At 67.7% G+C, this 23675-nt stretch carries 22 protein-coding genes; 12 read left to right on the top strand and 10 right to left on the bottom strand.

Annotated elements, in window-relative coordinates; all coding sequences use genetic code 11:
• The first annotated feature begins 63 nt into the window (after window positions 1-63).
• The 9 genes from BHK69_RS16095 to BHK69_RS16055 are packed head-to-tail and all read left to right on the top strand — an operon-like array spanning window position 64 to window position 9379.
• The gene (locus BHK69_RS16095; protein ID WP_069690979.1) at window positions 64-858 is read left to right on the top strand and encodes a GntR family transcriptional regulator; all 795 of its coding nucleotides are present in this window, start codon (window positions 64-66) and stop codon (window positions 856-858) included.
• On the top strand, window positions 858-2378 hold the full coding sequence (locus BHK69_RS16090) for an ABC transporter substrate-binding protein (protein ID WP_069690978.1): 1521 nt from the start codon (window positions 858-860) through the stop codon (window positions 2376-2378). The genes BHK69_RS16095 and BHK69_RS16090 overlap by 1 nt, the downstream gene beginning before the upstream one ends.
• Window positions 2379-2384: 6 nt before the next feature.
• Window positions 2385-3311, top strand: coding sequence for an ABC transporter permease (locus BHK69_RS16085; protein ID WP_069690977.1), 927 nt, complete (start codon window positions 2385-2387; stop codon window positions 3309-3311).
• Window positions 3308-4159 carry a nickel transporter permease gene (nikC, locus tag BHK69_RS16080; RefSeq protein ID WP_069690976.1) on the top strand — a complete coding sequence of 284 codons (852 nt, stop codon included), beginning with the start codon at window positions 3308-3310 and terminating at the stop codon, window positions 4157-4159. Before BHK69_RS16085 ends, nikC begins: the two co-directional genes overlap by 4 nt.
• 37 nt (window positions 4160-4196) lie before the next feature.
• Window positions 4197-4982, top strand: a complete 786-nt coding sequence (locus BHK69_RS16075; RefSeq protein WP_069693708.1) for an SDR family NAD(P)-dependent oxidoreductase — start codon at window positions 4197-4199, stop codon at window positions 4980-4982.
• A gap of 11 nt (window positions 4983-4993) precedes the next feature.
• Window positions 4994-5890, top strand: coding sequence for a polysaccharide deacetylase family protein (locus tag BHK69_RS16070; RefSeq protein WP_069690975.1), 897 nt, complete (start codon window positions 4994-4996; stop codon window positions 5888-5890).
• Window positions 5890-7434: a gamma-glutamyltransferase family protein gene (locus BHK69_RS16065; protein WP_148663455.1), complete on the top strand. Its 1545-nt coding sequence runs from the start codon at window positions 5890-5892 to the stop codon at window positions 7432-7434. The genes BHK69_RS16070 and BHK69_RS16065 overlap by 1 nt, the downstream gene beginning before the upstream one ends.
• The gene (locus BHK69_RS16060) at window positions 7434-8411 is read left to right on the top strand and encodes an ABC transporter ATP-binding protein (protein ID WP_244548215.1); all 978 of its coding nucleotides are present in this window, start codon (window positions 7434-7436) and stop codon (window positions 8409-8411) included. The genes BHK69_RS16065 and BHK69_RS16060 overlap by 1 nt, the downstream gene beginning before the upstream one ends.
• A complete protein-coding gene (locus tag BHK69_RS16055) occupies window positions 8408-9379 on the top strand; it encodes an ABC transporter ATP-binding protein (RefSeq protein ID WP_069690973.1) in 972 nt (323 codons plus the stop codon). Before BHK69_RS16060 ends, BHK69_RS16055 begins: the two co-directional genes overlap by 4 nt.
• A 498-nt stretch (window positions 9380-9877) precedes the next feature.
• On the opposite strand, the gene BHK69_RS16050 is transcribed toward BHK69_RS16055, so the two are convergent.
• From BHK69_RS16050 to BHK69_RS16040, 3 genes are all read right to left on the bottom strand, one after another.
• A complete protein-coding gene (locus BHK69_RS16050; protein ID WP_069690292.1) occupies window positions 9878-10924 on the bottom strand; it encodes an IS110 family RNA-guided transposase in 1047 nt (348 codons plus the stop codon).
• A 364-nt stretch (window positions 10925-11288) separates the two neighbouring features.
• Window positions 11289-12008, bottom strand: coding sequence for a class I SAM-dependent methyltransferase (locus BHK69_RS16045; protein ID WP_069690972.1), 720 nt, complete (start codon window positions 12006-12008; stop codon window positions 11289-11291).
• The gene (locus BHK69_RS16040) at window positions 11998-12462 is read right to left on the bottom strand and encodes an RrF2 family transcriptional regulator (RefSeq protein ID WP_069690971.1); all 465 of its coding nucleotides are present in this window, start codon (window positions 12460-12462) and stop codon (window positions 11998-12000) included. Before BHK69_RS16040 ends, BHK69_RS16045 begins: the two co-directional genes overlap by 11 nt.
• Before the next feature lie 285 nt (window positions 12463-12747).
• Between BHK69_RS16040 and BHK69_RS16035 the strand changes: the two genes are divergently transcribed.
• The 3 genes from BHK69_RS16035 (at window position 12748) to ggt (ending at window position 16878) form a co-directional block, all read left to right on the top strand.
• Window positions 12748-13470 (top strand): GntR family transcriptional regulator, encoded by a 723-nt coding sequence (locus tag BHK69_RS16035; protein ID WP_069690970.1) that lies wholly within the window; start codon window positions 12748-12750, stop codon window positions 13468-13470.
• 119 nt (window positions 13471-13589) lie between these two features.
• On the top strand, window positions 13590-15176 hold the full coding sequence (locus BHK69_RS16030; protein WP_069690969.1) for an ABC transporter substrate-binding protein: 1587 nt from the start codon (window positions 13590-13592) through the stop codon (window positions 15174-15176).
• 106 nt (window positions 15177-15282) lie between these two features.
• Window positions 15283-16878 (top strand): gamma-glutamyltransferase, encoded by a 1596-nt coding sequence (gene ggt, locus BHK69_RS16025; RefSeq protein WP_069690968.1) that lies wholly within the window; start codon window positions 15283-15285, stop codon window positions 16876-16878.
• A gap of 166 nt (window positions 16879-17044) precedes the next feature.
• Here the strand turns inward: ggt and BHK69_RS16020 are convergent, their stop codons facing one another.
• The 7 genes from BHK69_RS16020 to BHK69_RS15990 all read right to left on the bottom strand — a co-directional run bounded on the left by BHK69_RS16020 (window position 17045) and on the right by BHK69_RS15990 (window position 23672).
• The gene (locus tag BHK69_RS16020) at window positions 17045-18058 is read right to left on the bottom strand and encodes an ABC transporter substrate-binding protein (protein ID WP_069690967.1); all 1014 of its coding nucleotides are present in this window, start codon (window positions 18056-18058) and stop codon (window positions 17045-17047) included.
• Between the two features lie 38 nt (window positions 18059-18096).
• Window positions 18097-19518, bottom strand: coding sequence for an amidohydrolase family protein (locus BHK69_RS16015; protein WP_069690966.1), 1422 nt, complete (start codon window positions 19516-19518; stop codon window positions 18097-18099).
• A gap of 77 nt (window positions 19519-19595) precedes the next feature.
• On the bottom strand, window positions 19596-20552 hold the full coding sequence (locus tag BHK69_RS16010) for a Bug family tripartite tricarboxylate transporter substrate binding protein (protein ID WP_069690965.1): 957 nt from the start codon (window positions 20550-20552) through the stop codon (window positions 19596-19598).
• Window positions 20553-20583: 31 nt separating this feature from the next.
• Window positions 20584-20934, bottom strand: a complete 351-nt coding sequence (locus BHK69_RS16005; protein ID WP_069693706.1) for a cupin domain-containing protein — start codon at window positions 20932-20934, stop codon at window positions 20584-20586.
• 5 nt (window positions 20935-20939) lie between these two features.
• The gene (locus tag BHK69_RS16000; protein WP_069690964.1) at window positions 20940-21956 is read right to left on the bottom strand and encodes a quinone oxidoreductase family protein; all 1017 of its coding nucleotides are present in this window, start codon (window positions 21954-21956) and stop codon (window positions 20940-20942) included.
• A 41-nt stretch (window positions 21957-21997) separates the two neighbouring features.
• The gene (locus BHK69_RS15995; protein WP_425285518.1) at window positions 21998-22921 is read right to left on the bottom strand and encodes a beta-keto acid cleavage family enzyme; all 924 of its coding nucleotides are present in this window, start codon (window positions 22919-22921) and stop codon (window positions 21998-22000) included.
• A gap of 4 nt (window positions 22922-22925) precedes the next feature.
• Complete coding sequence (locus tag BHK69_RS15990; protein WP_069690963.1) at window positions 22926-23672, bottom strand: SDR family NAD(P)-dependent oxidoreductase; 747 nt, start codon at window positions 23670-23672, stop codon at window positions 22926-22928.
• Window positions 23673-23675: the final 3 nt, after the last annotated feature.

Genomic DNA, 23675 nt, shown 5'->3' with positions numbered 1-23675 from the left:
TCCTCGCGATAAGATGTCACAAATCACTTGTGAAATCTCACAAACCATTCCAGATTGCCGGCCATGCTCGACACCTCCTCGCCCTTCGCCCCGTCTGCCACCCTGCCCGCCACTGAGGCGCGGATGGATGTCGCGACCCGGCGTCTGCGCAAGGCGGTGATCGCCTGCGAACTCGCACCGGGTGATTTCATCCATGAGGCTGCCCTGGCCGAGCGCTTCAGCCTCGGTCGCGCCGGCATCCGCGTCGCGCTGACCGCCTTGTCGGGCGAGGGCTTCGTCAGCCGGCACGCCAGGCAGGGCTGGCGCATCGCCCCGGTGGACGGCGCGCTGATCGAGGCGATGCTGGACGGCCGCCGCAGGCTGGAGCCGTCGCTCGCGGCGCAGCGCCTCAATGGGCAGGCACGCGACCTGCTGATTTCGCTGCTCGGCGTGATGGAATCGGTCTTTGGCCGCAGCGAGCCCGCCGCGTTGGCGACCGCGCGTCTGGCCGAGCGGCAACTGCGTGATCTGCTTGTCAGCAGTACCGGCAGCTTCGCCCGGCGCTGGCTCGGGGAGATCTGGGACCATGCCGACCGCATCCTGCGCCTGCTCGATCTCGCCGGCCACCTCGTCGCGCCGCCCGACCGGCGCGCGCTTGCGGCCGCGCTGATCGCGGGCGATGCGGACGCCGCCCGCTTCGCGATCACGCAGGAGAACGAGCGCTTCGCCGGTGCCCTCGCCCATGGTTTCCTGGCGGTGTCGTCGCGATTGGCGCAGCCGGCGGCCCGCTCGGCGCGCCGGCGCAGGGCGCGGCCCACGACCGCAACCACGGACACTCCGATCCCTCTCCCGATCCCCCTCTCGAAGGAGCAGCAGTGATGAGCATTCTCTCGCGGACCACTCATGTCGCGGCCGCCTTGGTCGCCGTGCTCGCAGCCACGCTCGCATTCGGCGCTGCTCCGGCCCAGGCCTCGAAGGAGCGGCTCGTCGTCGACCTCGTCAACGAGCCGTCTTCGCTCGATCCACAGGTGCAGTGGAACCCCGACAGCTACTATGTCTACCGCAATATCTTCGACAATCTCGTTACCCGCGACGACAAGGGCGAGATCGTCCCGCAGGTCGCAGCCAGCTGGAAATATCTCTCCGACACCGAGATCGAGTTCGAGCTGCGGCCCGACATCACCTTCCATGACGGCTCGAAGCTGACGGCCGATGACGTCGCCTACAGCGTCAAGCGCATCACCGATCCGAAATTCGGCAGCCCGCAGCTCGGCCAGTTCGACAAGATCACCGACGCGACCGCGCTCTCGCCGAGCAAGGTCAAGCTCACCACCAACGGCGCCTATCCGGCCCTGCTCGCCCAGCTGGTCAAGCTCTCGATCGTACCGAAGGCCATCGTCGAGGCGGTTGGCAAGGACGCCTTCAACCTGAAGCCCGTCGGCAGCGGGCCCTATAAATTCGAGGCCTGGCAGCGCGGCGTGCAGGTCTCGCTTGTGCGCAACGACGCCTATTGGGGCGACAAGGGCCCCTTCCCGGCCGTGATCTTCCGCGCCGTGCCGGACGGGGCGACGCGGCTCGCCAATCTGCAGGCCGGGACCAGCGATCTCGGCGTGACGCTCGATTCAGACCAGGCCGGCCAGCTCAAATCCGCGACCAGGGCCAAGGCCCTGATCGGCCTGACCGAGCGCGTCGCCTATCTGCGCCTCAACACGGTCAAGCCGCCCTTCGACAACGTCAAGCTCAGGCTGGCGGCGGCCTATGCCATCGACAAGGAAGGGCTGGTCGACGGCCTGCTCGGCGGCTTCGACAAGCCGGTCTCGCAATTGCTGACTCCGGTCAGCTTCGGCTGGATCGAGGGCCTGAAGGGGCCAAGCTACGACCTCGCCAAGGCCAAGGCCCTGGTCGCGGAGGCCGGCCCGGCGGCGAAAGCCGAGATCGAGCTCTCGACCGCGCCCGTCTTCGACCAGCGCATCGTCCAGGCGATCCAGCAGCAGCTCAACGATGCCGGTCTCAACGTCAAGATCGCGATGTCGGACATGGCGAGCTACCTCAAGCGCTCGCAGGCCGGGCCCGAGGCGACCTCGACGCTGAGCTTCGGCCGCTGGTCCTGCGCCTGCCAGGATGCAGACGGCGTGCTCTTCCCGCTGATCCACAAGAGCAGCGGCTGGTCGGCCTATCGCAACTCCAAGGCCGACAGCCTGCTCGAAGAGGCGCGCCAGACGCTCGACAAGGACAAGCGGCTTGCCGCCTACAAGCAGGTTCACGAGATCATCGCCGCGGAAGCCCCGCTGGTACCGCTCTATCAGGCGGCCGTGATCTACGGCGCGACCAAGAACCTGCAGTTCAAGCCGACGCCGAATGAAAGCATGTTCCTCAACCGCATGAGCTGGACGGACTGAGGCTTCATGCAAGGCTTCCTGCTCAGGCGTGCCGGACAGGCACTCGCCACCATCATCGGGGTGGTGACGCTGATCTTCTTCGTCCAGCGCCTGACCGGCGACCCGACCTATCTGCTGGTGCCGGAGACCGCGACCAAGGCCGATGTCGATGCGCTGCGCCATGCGATGGGCTTCGACCGGCCGCTGCCGGTCCAGTATCTCGACTTCCTCGCCGATCTCGCCCGCTTCGACCTCGGTCAGTCCGTCGTGCAACGCGTGCCGGTGATGACGATCATCGCCTCGCGCCTGCCCTATACGCTGATGCTGGCGGCGGGCGCGCTCCTCGTTGCCTGCGGCATCGGCGTGCCGATCGGCATCCTGCTCGCGGTCTTCCGCGACAAGGCGATCGCCAAGCTCGCGGCCGGCTTCGTGCTCGCAGCCCAGAGCATGCCGACCTTCTGGAGCGGCATCCTGATGATCCTGGTCTTCTCGGTGCTGCTCGGCTGGCTGCCGCCCTCCTCGACCGGCGACCTCTCGCATCTGGTGATGCCGTCCTTCGCGCTCGGCCTGCTCTCGATGGCGACCTTCGCGCGGATCACGCGCTCGGCCCTGCTCGACGAATTGTCGAAGGATTATGCCCGCACCGCCCGCTCGCGCGGCGTCCGCACCGGGCGCCTGCTCGTCCGCCACATCGCCCGCAACGCCTCGATCCCGCTGATCACGGTCGCAGCGCTCGAAATCTCGAACCTGCTCGCCGGCGCCGTCATCGTCGAAACGGTCTTCGCCTGGCCCGGCATCGGGCAGGTCACCGTGCAGGCGATCCTGGCGCGCGATTTCATGATCGTGCAGGGCGTCGTGCTGATGGGCGCCTTCGTCACCGTGGCATTGAACCTGATCTCGGACCTGCTCTACAGCCTGGTCGATCCGCGCATCGTGCTGGATGGCGGGCGATGAGCGCTGTTGCCGCCTCGCCTGCGCGCCGCAAGCGCCAGCTCTGGCGCTGGTGGCCGCTGGCGATCGTCGCTCTGGTGGCGCTGGCCGCGATCCTGGCGCCCTGGCTCGCACCCTATGATCCCAATGCCCAGAACCTGACCGGGCGCCTGAAGCCGCCGGGCACGATCTCGCGCAGCTTCCATTACTGGCTCGGCAGCGACGAGCTCGGCCGCGACCTGCTCAGTCGCATCATCCATGGCGCGCGCGTCTCGCTGATCGTCGCCTTCGCCTCGGTCATCCTGTCGGGCACGGTCGGCACCACGCTCGGCATGATCGCGGGCTACCGGCGCGGCTGGATCGAGGTCGCGGTGATGCGCGTCGTCGACGTCTTCCTCTCGATCCCGGCCGTGCTGCTGGCGATCATCACCGTCGCGGTGCTGGGGCCGAGCCTCGTCAATGTCGTCCTGGTGCTCGCCTTGACGCGCTGGCCGCGCTACGCCCGCGTCGCCTATAGCCAGACGCTCTCGATCGCGACCATGCCTTATGTCCGGCTTGCGGCGCTGATGGGCGCCAGCGCACCGCGCGTCCTCTTCCGCCATCTCCTGCCCAACATCATCGGCGCGGTTTCGGTCGTCGCGACGCTCGAATTCGGGCTGATGGTGCTGTTCGAGGCCGGGCTTTCCTTCCTGGGCCTGGGCGTCCAGCCCCCGACGGCGAGCTGGGGCGCAATGCTTTCGACTGGCCGCAACTACGTCGCCACCGCCTGGTGGGCAGCGACCCTGCCGGGGCTTTGCCTGTTCGTGCTCGTGCTTGCCGTCAACCTGACCGGCGACGCCGTGCGCGACCGCCTCGACCCCCGTTTCCGCTGAGAATGCGCCAACCATTCGAACTTTGAGGACCATGACCATGTTCGACGACATCAAGGGAAAGCGCGCGCTCGTCACCGGTGCCTGCGGCGTGATCGGGCGCTGGATCGCTGAGACGTTGCACGAGGCCGGCGCGACGCTCGCTCTGACCGACGCGAAAGCCGGCGAGCTCGACGCCTTGGCTGCATCGCTTAACCTTGGTCCCGACAGCTTCACCAAGCCCGCCGACCTGACCGACGAGGCCTCGATCAAGGCACTCGCCAACGAGATCGGCCAGCGCTGGGGCGCGGTCGACATCCTCGTCAACAATGCCGGGATCTATCCCAGCGGCTTCCTGCTCGACACTTCGACGGAGGAGTTCGACCGGATCTTCTCGGTCAATCTGCGTGCGCCCTTCATCCTGACCCGCGAGATCGCGACGCAGATGGTGCGCAAGGGCGTCAAGGGCTCGATCATCAACATCTCCTCGGGAGCCTCGCGCAAGATGCGCCGCACAGCCGCGGTCTATTCGACCTCCAAGACGGCACTCGACCGATTGACCAAGGGTTTTGGCGTCGAGCTCGCCGAGTACGGCATCCGCTCGAATGCGCTCGAACCGGGCTTCGCCGCCGGCAGCAAGGTCAGCGGCCTGACCGAGGCGCATATCCAGAGCACGATCTCGCAGATCCCGCTCGGCCGGCCATCCTCGCGCGAGGATGTCGGCAACGCCTTGCTCTATCTCGCCAGCGATCTCTCATCCTACGTCACCGGCGCGACGCTGACGGTCGATGGCGGCAATTCGATCGGCTCGCTCGCGGTGCATCAGGACAAGAAGAGCGCGCTTTGAAGGAGGCGTCGATGACCCCCGCGACCTTCCCCCGCGCCGGCTATGACTGGCCTGCCGGCAAAACCAGCGCCTTCTGCTTCAGCATCGATGTCGATGCAGAGAGCCCCTATCAATGGAACCTGGCTCCCGACGCCCCCGCCACGCTCGGGCAGATCGAGCAGCGGCTGTTCGGCCCGCGCATCGGCATCTGGCGCATCCTCGATCTGCTCGATCGCTACAGCATCAAGGCGACGATGTTCGTGCCGGGCCTGGTGGCGAAAAACCATCCCGAATTGCTGCCGGCCTTCGTCGAACGCGGCCACGAGGTCGGCCTGCACGGCTATTTCCATGAGATCGCGACCGAGGCGGGCCCGGACGAATTCGCCCGCGCGCTCGATGAATCGCTTGCCCTGTTCAAAGCCCAAGCCGGTATCGTGCCGAAAGGCTTCCGCTCGCCGGCCTGGGAGATGACGCCGGCCATGCTGGCGGAGGTGAAGCGGCGCGGGCTCTACGATTCCTCGCTGATGGGCTTCGACCATCCCTATACGATCGACGGCGTCACCCAGGTGCCGGTGCTCTGGGCGGTCGACGACGCGATCTATTTCCGCTTCACCGGCAGCCCGACCGACCGCGCCCCGCCCTCCCCGCAAGGCGGCATCCTCGAAGCCTGGCTCGACGAATGGCAGGTGCTGCACCGAGAGGGCCGGATGATGATGCTGACGATCCATGACTGGATCTCCGGCCGGGCCGGCCGGGTCCGGATGCTGGAAAAACTGCTCGACGCCGTCACCACCTCGGAAGGGGTCTGGATCGCCACCGTCGGCGAGCTCGCCGCCCATCATGCCGCGAGCGCCAATGCCGAGCGCTTCAGCGTGACGCTGCGGCTGCCCGAGCCCAGCGGCCCGCTTCGCTTCAAGGCCCCGCGCTGATGCAGACCTTCACCGTCCAGAGGCCCGCCGTCCATTCGCCCCATGGACTCGTCGCCGCCCAGAACCGTCACGCGGCCGAGGCCGGAGCCGCCGTGCTCTCGCGCGGCGGCAATGCGATGGATGCGGCGATCGTCACCGCGCTGGTGCTGAGCACCGTCGAGCCCTGGCTGTCAGGGGTCGGCGGCGGCGGCTTTCTCGTCCATGCCGATGGCCGGACGGGCGCGACCGAGACCCTCGACTTCAACGTCCGCACTGCGGCCGGGCTCGATCCGGCCGATTATCCGCTGACCGACGGTCAGAGCGGCAACTGGTTCGCCTGGCCGGCCGTCATCGACGAGCGCAATGTCTCCGGTTATGGCGCGATCTGCGTTCCCGGCGCGATCGCCGGCTTTGAAGCCGCGCTCGCACGCCATGGCACGCTCTCCTGGGAGGAGGCGCTGCAGCCGGCGATCGAACATGCCGAGCGTGGCCTCGAGATCGACTGGTTCGCGGCGCTCTGCATCGCGATCGACGCTGCGGGCCTCTCCCGTGATCCGGCTTCAGCGGCGCTGCTATTGGATGACGGGCACCCGCCCAAGGCCGGGGCCGATACGCGGCGGTTCAAGCCGATGGCGCGCAAGGCCGCCTTGCTGCGACGGCTGGCCAAGGCCGGCGCGCGTGACTTCTATGAGGGCGAGAGCGCCCGCATGATCGCGGCCGATCTCGAAGCCGGCGGCTCGCCGATCCGCGCCGGCGATCTTGCCGCCTATGAGGTCGCCTGGGCGCCGGCGCTCGCCGGCCGCTATCGCGATTTCGACATTGCGGCACTTCCCGGCCTGAGCGGCGGGCCGAGCTTTCTCGACGCAGCCAACAGGCTCGAAAGCGGCCCGCTCTCGCGCGAGACCACGCCGGCCCAGACCGCCCTGCTCTACGCCAGCGCCATCCGCGAGGCCTATGCGACGCGCCTGACCACGCTCGGCCATGCCGCGACGCCGCAGGCCGGCTGCACCTCCCATGTCAGCGTGGTCGATCGCGACGGCACCATGGTCTCCTTGACCAACACGCTGCTCTCGCGGTTTGGGGCCAAGGTCGCGCTGCCCAATGCCGGCATCTTCATGAACAACGGCATGATGTGGTTCGATCCTCGCCCCGGCCAGCCCAACAGCATCGCGGCCGGCCAAAAGCCGCTCGCCAATATGTGCCCGCTTGTGCTGAGCCGGAACGGCCGCCCAGTGCTCGCCATCGGGGCTGCGGGCGGGCGCACCATCTTCCCCACAGTGCTGCAATTGATCTCCGGCCTTGCCGATTTCGGCCTCTCGCTCGAGGAGGTTTTCCATCGCCCGCGCATCGACGCCTCGACGCCGCGCATCAAGATCGACGCGCGCGCCGAAGCCGATGTCGCCGCGACCGTCGCAACCGCCTTCCCCATCGAGATCGTCGAGGACACGCTCTATCCAGTGAATTTCTCGATTCCATCGGCCGTGATGGCGGCTCCGGACGGCGGCTTCATCGGCATGGCTCATCCGACCAGCCCCTGGGCCGCCGTGGTCGCGGCGACGGCATGATGACGATCGACGCCCCCGTCCTGGCGATCGACGAGCTCGTCATCGAGATCGACGGCAACCGCATCGTCGACCATGTCTCGCTTGCGGTCGGCTCTGGCCGCATCCTCGCCATCGTCGGCGAATCCGGCTGCGGCAAGAGCCTGACGGCGCTCTCCGTGCTCGGCCTGTTGCCGAAGGCGGCACGGATCAAGCAGGGCGCGATCCGCTTGAACGGGCGCGACCTAGCCGGCCTTGGCGAGGCCGCCCTGTCGGAGGTGCGGGGCAATGAGGCGACGATCATCTTCCAGGAGCCGGTCGCTTCGCTGAACCCGCTGATGCGCGTCGGCGAGCAGGTCGAGGAGGCGCTGATCCTGCATCGCGGTCTCCCGGGGAAAGTCGCGCGCACGGAGGCCATCGCGATGATGACCCGTGTCGGCATTCCCGATGCGGCGAGGCGGGCGCGGCAATATCCGTTCGAGCTCTCCGGCGGCATGTGCCAGCGCATCATGATCGCCTCGGCCCTGATCTGCCGCCCGGCCCTGCTGATCGCCGACGAGCCGACGACCGCGCTCGACGTGACGATCCAGGCGCAGATCCTCGATCTGATGCGCCGCCTGCGCGAGGAGGTCGGCACCGCGATCGTGCTGATCACCCATGACATGGGCGTCGTCGCCGATCTCGCCGACGATGTCTGCGTGATGTATGGCGGCCGCATCGTCGAGAGCGGGCCGGTCGAGCCGATCTTCGCCGCGCCGCGCCACCCCTATACCAAGCTGCTGCTGGCGACGATCCCGACCTTGCAGGGGCAGCGCAAGGCGATGCTTCGCACCATCGAGGGCATGGTTCCGAGCGCCGGCGCCTGGCCAGAAGGCTGCCGCTTCCGCACGCGCTGCCCGCTCGCCGACGAGGCCTGCCTTGAGCCGCCGCCTCTGGCGCTGGTCGAGGCCGGCCATGCTGCAGCCTGCTGGCATTCGGCCCGTGTCGAGGCCTTGGCATGAGCGCGCCGCTGCTGCAGGTCCGCGACCTCAAGGTCCATTTCAAGCTGCGCCAGGGCGTCGGCGCGCGCGGCGGCGTGGTCAAGGCGGTGGACGGCGTCTCCTTCGACGTCCATGCCGGCCGCACGCTCGCGCTGGTCGGCGAATCCGGCTGCGGCAAGTCGACCACGGCCTATGCCGTGATCGGGCTGGAGCAGGCGACCGGCGGCACGATCCTGTTCGACGGGCGCGACGTCACCGGGCTGAAAGGCAGCGACAGGGCGGCCTTGGCGCAGGAGATCCAGATCGTCTTCCAGGATCCCAGCGCCGCGCTCGACCCGAAGATGAGTATCTGCGACAGCATCGCCGAGCCGCTCGCCATTGCCGGCTGGTCGCGCAACGACCGGCGCAAACGGGTGTTCGAGTTGCTCGACCGGGTCGGCCTGCCCGCGGCCTTCAGCGAGCGCCTGCCGAGCGCGCTTTCGGGCGGCCAGCGCCAGCGCGTCGTCATCGCGCGCGCGCTCGCCTTGTCGCCGCGCCTCCTGATCCTCGACGAGCCGGTTTCGGCGCTCGACGTCTCGATCCGCTCGCAGGTCCTGAACCTGTTGCTGGAGCTGCAGCGCGAGCTCGATCTCGCCTATCTCTTCATCTCGCATGATCTCTCGGTGGTGCGTCACATCGCCGACGAGGCGATGGTGCTCTATCTCGGCACGGTTGCGGAAAGTGGGCCGATCGACGCGATGTTCGAGGCGCCGCGGCACCCCTATACGCAGGCGCTGCTCTCGGCGATCCCGCTGCCGGACCCGGTCCTGCAGCGCCGCCGCGAAAAGATCATCCTGACCGGCGACCTGCCGAGCCCGCTCTCGCCGCCCCCGGGCTGCCCCTTCATCAGCCGCTGCCCGATCCGCGTCGATATCTGTGCGACGGCGCGCCCTGCCCTGAAAGACGCGCAGTCTGGAACCCAGGCCGCCTGCTTCGTCAGGGCGGCGTGAGCGTCTCGATATTGTTTATCCTCGGAACCGCGCCGTCATCCTGGGCGGAGCGCCGTCTGACACCTTGCAAGCGTGAGCCGAACATCTCTTGCCGAATAACCCTTTTCTCGCCGAGACAAGCGCGGGGAACCCTCTCCTGTAAGGAGAGGGCAGGGAGAGGTGTCGGCCGTTTGACGCTTTGGCCGTGACCTCACTGCTGCCCATCGTCATTGCGAGCGCAGCGAAGCAATCCATGTGTGGACGGCCCCTTATTTGCAAGATGGAAGCTGTGGTTGGTCTGGTCGCTTGCGGTCATGTGTCCGGCCTGTTTGTGCGGGGTTTCCGCTGGCCAAGATGGTTTCCGCGGCGAGGGAGCCAAACAGGATAGCGACCTGTGACGGCCACTGGATTGCGCGGCATCGCCCTCGTCGAGGATCGACCGATCCCACCATCTGCTCCTTGTCTTGCAAGCTCGGCTCGCCGGCGCGGCGGAGGTTGGTGTCCGCGCCGGGATCTCGGTCAGGCAGCGGCCGGGCAGGCCTCTGGCCGCGCGTCGCTCGTGCGATAGCGTCCGCCCCTCGCCAGGAGGGCCCAGGCGATGCGGGCGAGCTTGTTGGCGAGTGCGATCGCGGCGAGCTTGGGTGGCTTGCGGGCGAGCAGGCTCGTGAGCCAGGGCATCGGCCGCCGGGCCTTGCCGCGCCGCACCTGCCAGACGACCGCCGTCGCGCCGACCACGAGGAGGCTGCGCAAGGTCTCGTCGCCGGCCCGCGTGATCCGGCCGAGGCGGGTTTTGCCGGCGGTCGAGTGGTCCTTCGGCGTCAGTCCGATCCAGGCCGCGAAATCCCGCCCCGACCGGAAGGCTTCGGGATGGGGCGTCTTCATCACGAGCGTGGTGGCGATGATCGGGCCGATCCCCGGCACCTCGGCCAGCCGGCGCGAGGCCTCGTTCGCAAGATGCCAGGCCTTCAGCCGCACCTCGATGGCACAAAGGCGCTCTTCGAGCTCGGCGAGTTCGAGGGCGAGCTCGGCGAACATCTCTCGGGCCAGGGGCGGGATCTCCGGATCGTCCTGCACCGTCTCCAGGAGCGGGCGCACATGCGCGGCGCCTTTGGCTCCCACATGGCCGAACTCGGCCCCATAGCCCCGGATCGTGTTGGCGAGCTGCGTCCGCCGCCGCCCCAGCCGTTCCCGCATCCCGGCCAACATCAGGTCGGCCTGCTGCCCGGCGCTCTTCATCGGCACGAAGCGCATGCTCGGCCGCCCGGCCGCCTCGCACAAGGCCTCCGCATCGGCCGCGTCGTTCTTGCCACGCTTCACATAGGGCTTGGCGAGCTGCGGCGCGATCAGCCGCACATCGTGACCCATCGCCGTCAGCACCCTGGCCCAGTGATGCGAGGCCCCGCACGCCTCCAGGACCACCAACGTCGGCGGAAGACGGGCGAAGAACGCCTCCATCGCCGACCGGCTCAGCTTGCGCTTCAGCACCACTCGCTCCGCCGCGTCGACCCCGTGCAGTTGAAAAAGACGCTTCGACGTATCCAACCCAATGCGTATAACCTGATCCATGGACGGCCTCCTCAGATGGTGTTTCGACAACCTCATCTTGGCACACAGATGCCGATCGGGGGCCGTCCACCCCAACAGGAGGGCTCGCTCTACGTCCCCTGGATTGCTTCGCTGCGCTCGCAATGACGGCAAGGTTGTCACGCAACTGGTCCAGGGGCCTACACCTCACCCCTGCCCCTCTCCTTACAGGAGAGGGGTTCCCCGCGCCTTGCTTGTCGAGGTTCAGGATGGATCCAGGGTCTGCGCGGAGCCTGTCCTTGGGCCGATCGACGATCGGACCCGATGGCTACGCCCGGAATGACGGTGTGGCTCCGATGCATAAGCAACAGGATCCAAACACCACACCCACGGGCATCGCTCATCGTCACGCATGCGCGATCCAGCCGCGCCATGTGAAGGCGGCAAAGAACAGCGTCACATCCGCGAAACCGGCCTCGCGCAGGATCGCCTCGTCCTGCTCCGGGCTGAGCATGCTCACGCTGGTGTCGATCGCCGTTCGGGCTGCATTCGCCTGGTCGGGGTCGACACCCGATGCGATCGCGAAGGCCGCATAGCGCGACAACCAGAGCGCCCGCTCGTCTTGCCGTTGTCCTTGTCCCTGCCCTTGCGGAAAACTGCCATGGGCCGCCACGAACGGTGCGCCCGGCTTGAGCCGGCGTCGCACATCGCTCGCCGTCCGCCGCCGCTCGTCGGAAGCGAGGAAATGCAGCGTCAGCAAGCAGGTCGCCGCGTCGAACGGCCCTGCCGGCGCATCCTCGATATAGCCCTGAACCAGCTCCACGCGCGCGCCCAGCGGACCAAGCGTATGGGCCGCCAACCCCAGCATTTCCGCGGATGGGTCGACGCCGACGAAGCTCCATTCCGGATGGGCCTCCGCCAGAGCCTTCAGCTCCAGCCCGCCGCCTGCCCCCAGGACGAGAACCCTGGCATCTCGCGGCGCGCGCTCCGCGAGCAGTATCCCGGTCATGCGGTGAAGATCGGCGAGACCGGGCACATAGCGACGGGGACCATCCGCATAGCGGGCGACGCGCTCCGGATCGGAGAAGACGTCCAAGAAGTGCTGGGCGCCAGCCTTAGTGGGCATGATCGACCTCCGTTCGGAAGGAACCCGAGCGCGCGGTCAGACGGACGTGGAAATCGGCGCTCAGCGCGGCGAGCGTGACGTCGCCCAGGCGGGACAGCAGAAGCGCCTCCGCGTCTCGAAAGGCCGTGTCGAGGGCTGCATTGACAGCCTGCTCGACAAGGCAGCCCGGCGCCTCCGTGCGGTTGCCCATCGCCAGCAGCGTGGGGCGGCCAAGCGCATCATAGATATCGCGCAGCGTGATCTCGGCCAGATCCCGCGCGATCGTCCAACCGCCGCCATGCCCCTTCTCCGAGCGCACATAGCCCTGCTCGCGCAAGCCGGCCATGACCCTGCGGACCACGACCGGATTGGTGCCCATCGCTCTCGCCAGCACGTCTGACGTCACCGGGCCATCCTGCTCCGCCATGTGCAACAGCACGTGGAGCACACCTGACAATCGACTATCTCGCTTCATGTAACTTCAAATAGTGCGTGATGTGAGACTCGTCAACGGCCGCAGCGAACATGCCCCCGCCCCGCAACTGGCGAGTACACGGCGCAAGCGGTTGCCGACTGCTCGCGCTGAAGGCAGCCCAAACAGATCGGCCAAAAGTTCAAGCGCTCTTGAGCAGCATTGCAGCAGGTTGGGTGCTTGCGTTCTTTCGCCTTCGATTGCATCACTGGATACAGTGATGCAATCGAGCGCCACCACCGTTGGCGGCGCTCTCGCAGGGAGCCAGTCCATGAGCTTTGGACGGACATGAGCTTTGGACGGACACCTTCGGCCGCCACGGCGCAGGAGGAGGCCTATCGCGCGATTCTCCAGGCCATCCGCGTCGGGCGTTATCAGCCGGGCGAGCGGCTGATCCCGGAGACGATCGCGCAGGAGCTGGCGATGAGCCGCATGCCGGTGCGCGAAGCGTTCCAGCGCCTCGCCAATGAAGGGCTCGTCATGATCCGGCCCAACCGCGGCTGTGTGGTGTCCGGCCTGACCATCGACGAGATCTTCGAGACCTTCGAGATGCGCTCGGTGCTCGAGGGGCTGGCGGTCCGCCTCGCCATGCCGCGCGTCGATGCCGCGGTGCTGGCCGAACTCGACAGCTTCATGCAGCGGATGGAGCGCAGCGGCGAAGCCGGCGGCGGCGATTGGCTGAGCCATCACCAGGCCTTCCACGAATATATCTGCGGGCTCAGCGGCCGGCCGAAGCTCGTGCGGCAGATCTCGGCGCTGCATATCGCCGTCGAGCCCTATATGCGCGTCTGGCTCCACCATATCGACCGGCCGCGCACCGCCACCCAGACCCAGGATGTCGTGGTCGAGGCGATGAAGACCGGCGATGCCGCCTTCGCCGAGCAGACCATGCGCGACCACGTCATGCGCACGGCGCTGCGCCTCGCCGAGTTCCTGCGCAGCGGCAATCTCGCGACCGGCACGCCGCGCCGCGCCGGCCAAGTGGCTTCGAGCGCACTGCAACTGCCTTAGCCAAAACTGCCTTAGCCAAGCATCGGGAGGGATGCGCCAAGGCGATCCGATTTCAGGCGCGACAAGGGTCCGCAGCGGCCTGCACGCCGAGCACAAGACATCAATAACAGGGGAATGACATGGACAGACGCCAGTTTCTGAAAGCCTCCGCCGCCGCAACCTTCCTGCCCGCGGCGCCGCATGTCGCGCTTGCGCAGGAGGCCAAGACCCTGCGCTTCGTGCCCTATTCCGACGTCGCGATCATCGACCCGATCTGGACGACCGGCTATTCGACCCGCACCCATGCGCTCCTGGTCTGGGACACGCTCTACGGCCTCGACGAGACCCTACAGCCGCACCCGCAAATGGTCGAGGGCCACATCGTCGATGATGACGGCAAGCGCTGGACCCTGACGCTGCGGCCGGGCCTGGTCTTCCATGACGGAGCCAAGGTGCTGGCGCGCGACGCCGTCGCCTCGATCAAGCGCTGGGGCGCGCGCGACGCCTTCGGCCAGGCGCTGATGGCGGTGACCGACGAGCTCTCGGCACCCGACGACCGCACCATCGTCTTCCGGCTCAAGAAGCCGTTCCCGCTGCTGCCGGCCGCGCTGGCGCGCCCGAGCGCGCTGGTCGCCGCGATCATGCCCGAGCGCCTGGCCGAGACCGACCCGTTCAAGCAGATCCCGGAGGCGATCGGCTCGGGCCCGTTCCGCTATGTCAAGGAGGAGCGCGTCTCGGGCGCCCGCCATGTCTATGCCCGTCATCAAGGCTATGTGCCGCGCGCCAGCGGCACGCCGAGCTTCACCGCGGGGCCGCGCACGCCCTATCTCGACCGCGTCGAGTTCAATGTCATGCCGGACGCCGCGACCGCGGTCTCGGCGCTCCAGACCGGAGCTGTGGACTGGATCGAGCAGCCGCTGATCGACCTGCTGCCGCTGCTGCGGAAGGACCCCAACATCGTCGTCGAGGTCAAGGATGCGAGCGGCATGGCCGGCCAATTGCGCCTCAACCATACCCAGGCGCCGTTCAACAACCCGGCCATCCGACGCGTGATCCTCAAGGCCCTCGACCAGCAGGCCTGCATGGACGCAGTCTGCGGCGGCGATCCCAAGGTCGAGCGCAGCAGCATGGGTTTCTTTCCCAGCAACTCGCCGATGGCGTCGGACGCTGTGGCCTCGGCACTGAAAGGGCCGAAGGATTTCGGAAAGCTCAAGCAGGAGCTGACTGACGCGGGCTATAAGGGCGAGCGCATCGTCTTCCTCGCGGCCCAGGACGTGCCGCGCATCTCGCTGGTTTGCGATGTTGCGGCCGACGCCTTGCGTCAGATCGGTGCGAATGTCGACTTCCTCGCGGCCGACTGGGGCACGGTTCTGCAGCGCATCACCAACCGCAACCCGATCGAGCAGGGTGGCTGGAGCTGCTACGTCACCTACTGGTCGGGACTCGATCTCGGCTCGCCGGCGACGAGCTCGCCCTTGCGCGGCAATGGTCCCAAAGCCGGCCCCGGCTGGCCCGAAAGCCCGCAGATCGAGGCGCTGCGCGCCCGCTGGCTCGAGGCGGGTACTCTCGCAGAGCAGAAAGCGATCGCCCGCGAGATCGAACTGCAGGCGATGCAGGACGTGCCCTATGTCCCGGCGGGGCAGTATTTCCAGCCCGTCGCCTATCGCAAGAGCTTGACCGGCATGCTGAACGGCGTTCCCGTCTTCACCAATCTGCGCAAGGGCTGACAACGCAGGCCCGGACGGCAGCAACGCTGCCTTCCGGGCGAGCCCGCAATGATGAACCCACCGCCGTCGGCGCCCATGCCTGCGGCCAACCAAGATCAGGCCTGCCATGCGTGATTTCGAGCTTCCCGGACGTTCCCTCACTATTGGCCGCGAGGCCATGGCCGCCACCTCGCATCCGGCGGCGACGCTCGTCGCCATCGATATCCTGCGCGCCGGCGGCAATGCGGTCGATGCGGCCGTCGGCGCCTGCGCCGTGCAATGCGTCGTCGAGGCAGGCTCGACCGGCATTGGCGGCGACTGTTTCGCCCTGATCTCGAAAGGCGGCAGCACCGATATCCGCGGCTATAACGGCTCGGGCCGCACGCCCGCCACCGCCACACTCGACTGGTACCGCGCAGCCGGAATCACCACGATCGAACGGCACTCGCCCCATGCCGTGACGGTACCGGGCGCCGTCGACGCCTGGACGCGGCTGGTCAAGGATCATGGCCGGATGCCGCTCGCCGAGATCCTGCAGCCGGCGGTCAAGCTCGCCCGCGACGGTTACGCGATCACGCCGCGCGTCGCCTATGATCTCGGCAACCAGCGCGACCTGCTGCGGCAGGATGCCAATGCGGCCGCGACCTTCCTCGTCGGGAGCGAGGCGCCGGCGGCCGGCACGGTCCAGCACCAGCCGGCTTTGGCCACGACGCTGGAGGCGATCGGCCGCGAGGGGCGCGATGCCTTCTATCGCGGCGAGATCGCCGCCGAGACGGTCGACTATCTCAAGGCGGCTGGAGGCCTGCACACGCTGGAGGATTTCGCCACGGCCGCCGGCGAATATGTCACGCCGATCAGCACGCAGTTCCGCGGTCGAACGGTCTACGAGATCCCGCCCAACGGCCAGGGCATCGTCGCCCTGATGATCATGAAGATCCTGGAGCGCTTCACGCCGAAGCCCGATCCGCTCGCCGTGGAGAACCTGCATATCGAGGTCGAGGCGACGCGCCTGGCCTATGCCGCGCGCGACCAGTTCGTCGCCGACATGGCGCTCAGCCATGTGCCGGTCGACTATCTGCTCTCGGACGCGCTTGCCGATGAGCTCGCCGCCCGGATCGACCCGGCGCGCGCGACCGCGCCGCTGCCGGCCCTCACAGGTGGCGCCGAGCATCGCGACACGGTCTACATCAGCGTCGTCGACAAGGACCGCAATGCGGTCAGCTTCATCAACTCGATCTTCCATCCCTATGGCAGCGGGTTGCTGACGCCGAAATCGGGCGTGCTTCTCCATAATCGCGGCCAGAGCTTCGTGCTCGAACAGGACCACCCGAACGCGGTCGGCCCAGGCAAGCGTCCGATGCACACGATCATCCCCGCCATGCTCGCGCAGGATGGCCGGGTCTGCCTGTCCTTCGGCGTGATGGGCGGCCATTATCAGGCGATGGGCCATGCCCATTTCCTGTCGAAGCTGTTCGACCACGGCCTCGACCTGCAGAGCGCGATCGACCTGCCGCGGCTGTTCCCGCTGCCGGGCACCGCAACCGTCGAGCTCGAAGGCCGGTTGCTAGCGTCCTGCGGCCCTGCGCTCGAAAGCCGGGGCTTCAAGGTTCAGCCCGCCAAGACGCCGATCGGCGGCGCCCAGGCGATCTGGATCGATTGGGAGAACGGCACGCTGCTTGGCGGCTCCGACCCGCGCAAGGACGGCTGCGCGCTCGGCATCTGATCAGGCGCCGGAGGCGCCTGATCGAGCTGGAGTGCCCGGATGGCTCGACACGGAGTGAGCCCCGGGCGCAATGCAAGGCCGTAAGCATAGCGAACCGGCGTGAGATCAAGGACATGGCGGGCCGCGCAGGAACCCATTTCCAAGTCGGCACTATCAGGAGTTGAGACTAGCGTCGGGCGAGGGCTTCGCCGAGCAGGGCTGAATCGAGGTAACGTGACGGATCGCTGAGGGTTCGCCCGGCGGCCGCGTAGGTCGAGCGCAGGCGCAGGACCGTGCGCAGACCCTCGATGTCGATCGCCGCGTCGCGCTTGATGCCGCGCTCGGGATGGGTGAGCCGGGCATGGATTCTCTGCGCCAGCTCCGGCGACGTGCCCTGCACGCGCTCGCGCAGGATCGCGATCGCCTCATCCTTGCTTGCCGGATCGACGAGCCAGGCCACCGAGGCATGGAAGGCGCGCACGAACGCCTTGGCCGTATCCCGGTTTTCGGTGAGCCAGGCGCGGCGCGCCATGCCCGAAATGCCCTGATAGGGGCCGATCAGCGCGTGCATCTCGGCCAGCCGCACCGAGCCTGCGCTCTCCGCGATCAGGTCGAGCGGCGAATTGAGCAGCGTAGCGGTCTGTTTCTGTTCGCGCAGGGCCGCCAGCCGCTGGGCTCCACCGCCGACGGCGACGAACTTGACCTCGTCGGCTCCGATGCCCGATTTCATCAAGGCGTCGCGCAGCACGAAGGCGAATCCCGTCGTCAGCGCGTCGACCGACAGCTCCTTGCCCTTGAGGTCGTTGACGGATCTTGTACCCGGCACCGCCATCAGCGAGAGCATGCCGTCATCGACGCCCATGAAGGCCACGAAATCCGCGGGCCCCGGCAACTGCGCCTCGCCCTGGCCCTCGACATAGGCGACGACGTTGTCGATCGCTGTCAGGGCGACGTCGAACTTGCCGCTGAAGACGTCCGCCGCCATCTGGCGCGAGTTCGGCGTGATCTCGAGCGACGCCTGGAGCTTCTCTGCCGCGAAGAAGCCCTTCTGCTGGCCGATCCAGATCGGCCAGTTCGATGCGCCGGCGAAGGCGACGAGCCTGATCGGTCTTGCGTCCTGCGCCAGCGCGCCGGCGCAACCGAGCATCAGCGCGCAAACTGCGAGCGCCGAGCGCTTGGTGAGGCTCCATTCCTTGGTCAAGTTGCGTTCTCCCTGTCTTGTTTTGGTTGTCGATCTGTTCAGCGCTTCATCAGGTCGCTGGCCTGGCGTTGCAGGTCGCTTGCAGCCTTGGCGATGTCGCGCCCGATGAAGCGCCCATCGCGCTTGATTGGTTCGCCATCGACCAGCACGGTGTCGACGAGGCCGACATGGCCCTGCATCACCACCGCCGCGACCGGATCATGGATCGGCGTGTTGGCGAGGCCGCGCCCCTTCAGCATGACGATGTCGGCGCGCTTGCCGGCCCTGAGCGATCCGGTCTCGGACTCGATCCCGAGCAGGCGCGCGCCATCGATGGTGGCGGCCGCCAGCACCTGCCGCGTCGTCAGCGTCACCGCCTTCAGCGGCTCCTTCTTCTGCTGGGCCGCGAGATTGTCTGCCAGCCGCTGCGCGCTGAGCGCGCTGCGCATCTGCGTGAACATGTCGCCGCCGATACCGGTGACGACATCGACGCCCAGGCCCGGCCGGCCGCCATTGCGCAGCACGCGCCCGGTCGCAGGCTGGCCATGGCCCATCAGCATCTCGACCTCCGGCGTCACCACGACCTTGGCGCCGGCGTCTGACACGATGCGGTACTCGTCCTCGTCGAGATCGTTGGCGTGGACCAGGATCGACTTGGCCGAAAGCAGCTTGTCGGCGGTGAGCTGCGCGACCGCGCGCGGGCGGCGCGCTGCGTAGAGCCAGGCGCCAATATGGAACTGGTGCAGCAGGTCGAGCTCGCGGGCGAGCGTGAAGTCGCTGAGCGTATCCTCCGGCGAAGACGAGTCGGGACCGCGAATGCCGAGCGCCAGACGTACGCGCCCCTCGCGGCTGGCGAGCGGACCCGCCAGCACGCGGCGGATGTCGGCCTTTACTGCCTCGCCGCCCTGCGCCGCGCCGGGAATCGCGTAGCCCAGAAAGGCGCGGATGCCCGAGCGGCGCATGGCGTCGATGGCCGCGTCCGCATGGGCCGGCGTCAACACTTCGCGGCTCCAGTCGAAGATCGTGGTGACGCCAGCCTCGAGCTGTTCGAGCGCGCCGGCATAGTCGCTGGCGGCGAGGTCCTGCGCGCTCAGCTTCGGGCTGTAGCGGCCGACCACGACCTGGAAGTACTGGCCGAGCGTATGGTCCGCGGACAGGCCACGAATGATCGCCTGCCCGAGATGGATGTGGCTGTTGATCAGGCCGGGGATCAGGATGTTGCCCTGCGCCTCGACGACCTCGGCGTCGCCCGCCTCCAGCCGTTCGCCGATCGCGGCTATCCGTCCCTCGCGCACCATCAGATCGCCTGCGCGGACGCCGCCATCCTCGGCCTCCATGGTGACGAGCGTGGCGTTACGAAACAGCAGCGCCCGGTCGCTGCGCGCCTGTGCGTAAACCTCGGGCATCGGAGCGGCGGCCACGGCGAGCGCGGCGGCGGCGCCCAGCAGCAGGTCGCGGCGGTCAGGTATTGGTTGGCTCACGGCGTGTCTCCCCTCGATACTCGCTTCGGTTTGGCCGCGCCTGGCGCTCCCTGGCGCAAGGTCCGCGAAGGTTCGGCTCAGCCGCCGGCGGCCGCGACGAGCTTGCCGTAGCGCTCGGCATCGCGGCGCAGTTCCGCATCGAAGGCGTCGGGCGTCGAGGTCGTGATCTCGACGCCGAGCGCCGCGAAGCGCCCGACGGTTGCGGGATCGGCCATGACCTCGGTGACGTCCCTGCCGATCTGGCCGATGATTGGGCGCGACAAGGCCGCGGGTGCGAGCAGTCCAAACCAGCTATCGTAGACGAAGCTCGGCAGCCCCGCCTCCGCGAAGGTCGGCACATCCGGGAGCTGCGGAAGGCGCGAGCCCCCTGTGACGGCCAGCGCGCGCAGCTGGCCGGACTGGATCAGGTCGCCGCCGACGGTGAAGAAGGTGAAGGCCATGGCGGTATCGCCACGCATCACGCTGATCTGGGACTCCGGCTGGCCGCGATGCGGCACCAGCACCATCTGCGTGTTGGTCAGTTGCTTGAACAGTTCGGCGGCGATTCCCGTCGTGCTTCCGAGGCCGGCCGAGCCGTAGCTCAGATCGCCGGGCTTTGCCCTGGCGGTCGCGATGAACTCGGCCAATGTCCTGAAGGGCGCATTGGGCGGCACGATCAGGAGTAAGGGCGTGGTCGCGACCCGGCCGATCCCGGCGAAATCCTTGACCGGGTCGAAGCCGACATTCTTGTTGACGACGCCGATGACGCTGTGACCGTTCGAAGTCAGCAGGAGTTGCGAACCATCGGCCGGGCCGCGCGAGACGCTGCTGGTCCCGGCGATACCCGGCCTGTTCTCGACGATCACCTGTTGCTTCCATTTCGGCGAAAGCCTCTCGGCGACCGCGCGCGCGAGAATGTCGGTCATGCTGCCCGCTGAAAACGGTACCACGAGCCGCACGAGTTGATGGGGATAGCTCTGAGCGAAGGCGCTGCGGGCGCCAAGCGCTGTACCGGCAGCAAGGCCGGCTCGGATGATGAACTGACGGCGATCCATCGACGTTCCTCCCTGTGGACAAGCCGGGCCTTCAGCCTCTGGCGGTGTTGGGCAGCGGCATGGCGAGCAGAACCGTGGCCGGACGTTTGGCCTCGTTGCGCAAGGCGCGCGTTTCGTTGGGGGCGATGCGACAGGAATCCCAGACCCCGAGCATGACGACACCGTCCGGCGTCTCGAAGGTCACTTCGCCCTCGAGCACGAGGTAGAATTTCTCCTCCGGAGAGGCCGAAGGGGCGATGCCACCGCCCGGCAGGATCTGGCTCATTCCCAGCCACATCACGTCGGCAGGCCCGGCCTCGCGGCCCTGCAGCCGGAACATCCGCATGTCGCTGTGGCCAGGCGCCTCGTAGCGCGGGGCATCGTTCAGTCGCACGACGTGCATGGCGATCATCCGTTCGGCAGGAGGACGAGGCGGTCGCGCGAGGAACCGAGTACCGCGATATAGGCGTCACGAGCGCGCGCGAGCGGATAGGTCGCGCCGGGAGGGATCGGGAACGGTCGCAGCGCGCCGGTGGCGAAGCCCGGAACAAGGTCGCGCAGGATGTCGGCCGTTGCGACCGAGGATAGGGAGAGGGTGTCGACGCCGACATAAATGTGCCGGCCGCGATAGAAGGCGAAGATGTCGAACGGAACCGTCTGCTTCAGGGCGGCGATGAAAATCTGCCGACCGAGGATCGCGAGCGCTTTCGTGCCGGCCTCGTAGTAGGGCTCGCCGACCGTGTTGTAGACGATGTCGGCACCCTTGCCGCCAGTGAGTTCGCGGACCGTGCCGGCAACGTCCTCCCGACTTGAATCGATCACCGTGACGGCGCCTTGGGCGTGGCCGGCATAGGGTTCATCCTTGCGGACCACGCCGATGACGCGAGCGCCCTGCCAGGAGGCGATCTGCGCCGCCGCCTGACCGACCTTCCCGTTCAATCCAAGAATCAGGACCGTCTCGCCGGGTTTCGGCATTCCGCAACGGCGAAAGCCCTCCTGCGCGGTGACGAAGGGAACACCGATGCCGGCCGCCTCGGCAAGCGTGATCCCGGCCGGCTTCTCGATCAACGCTTCCGCCTCGACCACGAGATGGGATGCGTGGGTGCCGTCGCGCCGGATGCCGAGATCACCGGAGGAACCGAACACCTCCTTGCCGATCAGAGCGGCGGGCCCGTCAACGACGATGCCCGCGAAATCACGCCCCGGTGTGCGCGGGAAGATGGCGTAGGGCATCATCCCGATCGCGGCCTTGGCGTCGGACGGGTTCACAGCCGCCGCCCTGATCTCGACGATCGCGTCGCCGGCCTGCGCAGGAGCCAGCGAGCGCCGCTCGATCACAGGCGCAACCGCCTCGATCCCGTCGGCCTTGGCCAGCAGCCGGACCGTCGTCGCCATGATCGAGGTCATCTTTGCCGGTGCGTTCATTTCCAATCTCTCGCTTGCCCAATCTCTCGCTTGTCTGCGTGTCATGCGGGCGTCCGTCCCGGCTCGGACCCGGCCAATGGCAGGTCGAAGAGCGCCCGCGCCTGTGCCGGCGTCGCGATCTGGGCACCGAGCTGTTCGATGATCAGCCGCGCCTTTTCGACCATTGCGGCGTTGGAAGGCGCGAGCGTGCCGCGGTCGATGTAGACGGCGTCCTCGAGCCCGGTACGGGCATGACCACCGGCCAGCACCGACTGGGCGACCATCGGAAAGGTCGAGCGGCCGATCCCGATCGCGGTGAAATGGGCGCCGGCCGGCAGCAGGCCGCGCGCGTAGAGCACGGTCTCGGGCGAGGCCTGGAAGCCGTATTTCACGCCCATCACGAAGGAGGTGAGCGCCGGCCCCGTCAGGGTGCCGTCGGCCAGCAGATCATGCAGCAGGGCGATGTCGCCGGAGTCGAACAGTTCGATCTCGGGTTTCACGCCGGCCTCGCGAATGACCTTGGCCATGCGCCGGACATTGCCGGGCGTGTTGATGACGACCTGCCCGCCCGAATTCATCGTGTTGAGGTCGAGCGTGCAGATGTCGGGCCTCAGCGCCGCGATATGGGCGACGCGCTGCTCCGGATTCATCAGCGTGGTGCCGGCGGCCGCGATCTTGGGATCGTCCTGCGAGGGCACGAAGCGCCCGCCCGGACCGGTAGTGATGTTCAGGATCAGCGCGCGGTTGCGCGCTCGGATGCGCGCGACGACGTCCTGATAGTACTCCAGTTTCATCGACGGCGTGCCGGAGCCGGGTTCGCGGACGTGGATGTGGGCGATCGCCGCCCCTGCCTCCGCCGCCCCCAGGCAAGCGTCGGCGATCTCCTCGGGCGTGACCGGCAGATGCGGGGTCTGATCCGGACGCGTCAGGTTGCCGGTAACCGCGCAGGTGATGACGACCTTGTCGAGCATGGCGCGCATCGTCATCGCCTCACAACGCCCTGCCGCCGTCGACGATCAGGATCGATCCGGTCGAATAGGTCAGATGCGTCGCGCAGGCTGCGATGGCGCGCGCGACGTCTTCGGCGGTCGCAACGCGCCTCAGCGGTATTGTCGAGGCAACCTTCTCCAGGGCCGCCGCATCGCGGCCCGGCACGAAATCGGTCGCGACGACGCCCGGCGAAACCGACATCATCCGGATCGCAGGGGCCAGCACCCGCGCCAGCGACTTCGTCATCGTGTCGATGCCGGCCTTGATCGCGGCATAGGCGAGGTTGGAGCCGACGCCATTCAGCCCCGCGATGGAGGAGACGTTGACCACGAGCCCGTCGCCGGATGCCTTCAGCAGCGGCGCGAAGGCGCGGATCGCGGCGAACTGGCCGCGCCAGTTCACCCTGAACATGTCGTCGATGAATTCGTCGGTCAGCGCATCGAGATCGGCAATCGGAATCGGCTTCGTGTAGCCGGCGCTGTTGACGAGGATGTCGCAGCGCCCGAGCGCGCCCCCGACATCGGCCGCGAGCGCGACCAGTGTCGCGCTGTCCTCGACGGCAGAGTGTCGCGCCATGTGGCCGGAGCCCGGGAGGCCGGCGATGACGGCCCTCGCCGCAGCCTCGTCGGAGCGCCAGGTCACGACCAGCGTCGCACCCTCGGCCGCGAGCGCCCTGGCCGCCGCGGCACCGATGCCGCCCGATCCGCCGATGACCACAGCGACCTTGCCAGAGAGAATTTGCGTCATCGG

This window comes from Bosea vaviloviae, from assembly GCF_001741865.1.
In the GTDB taxonomy this organism is placed as follows: Bacteria; Pseudomonadota; Alphaproteobacteria; order Rhizobiales; family Beijerinckiaceae; genus Allobosea; species Allobosea vaviloviae.
This window is presented reverse-complemented; position numbering and strand designations above follow the sequence as displayed.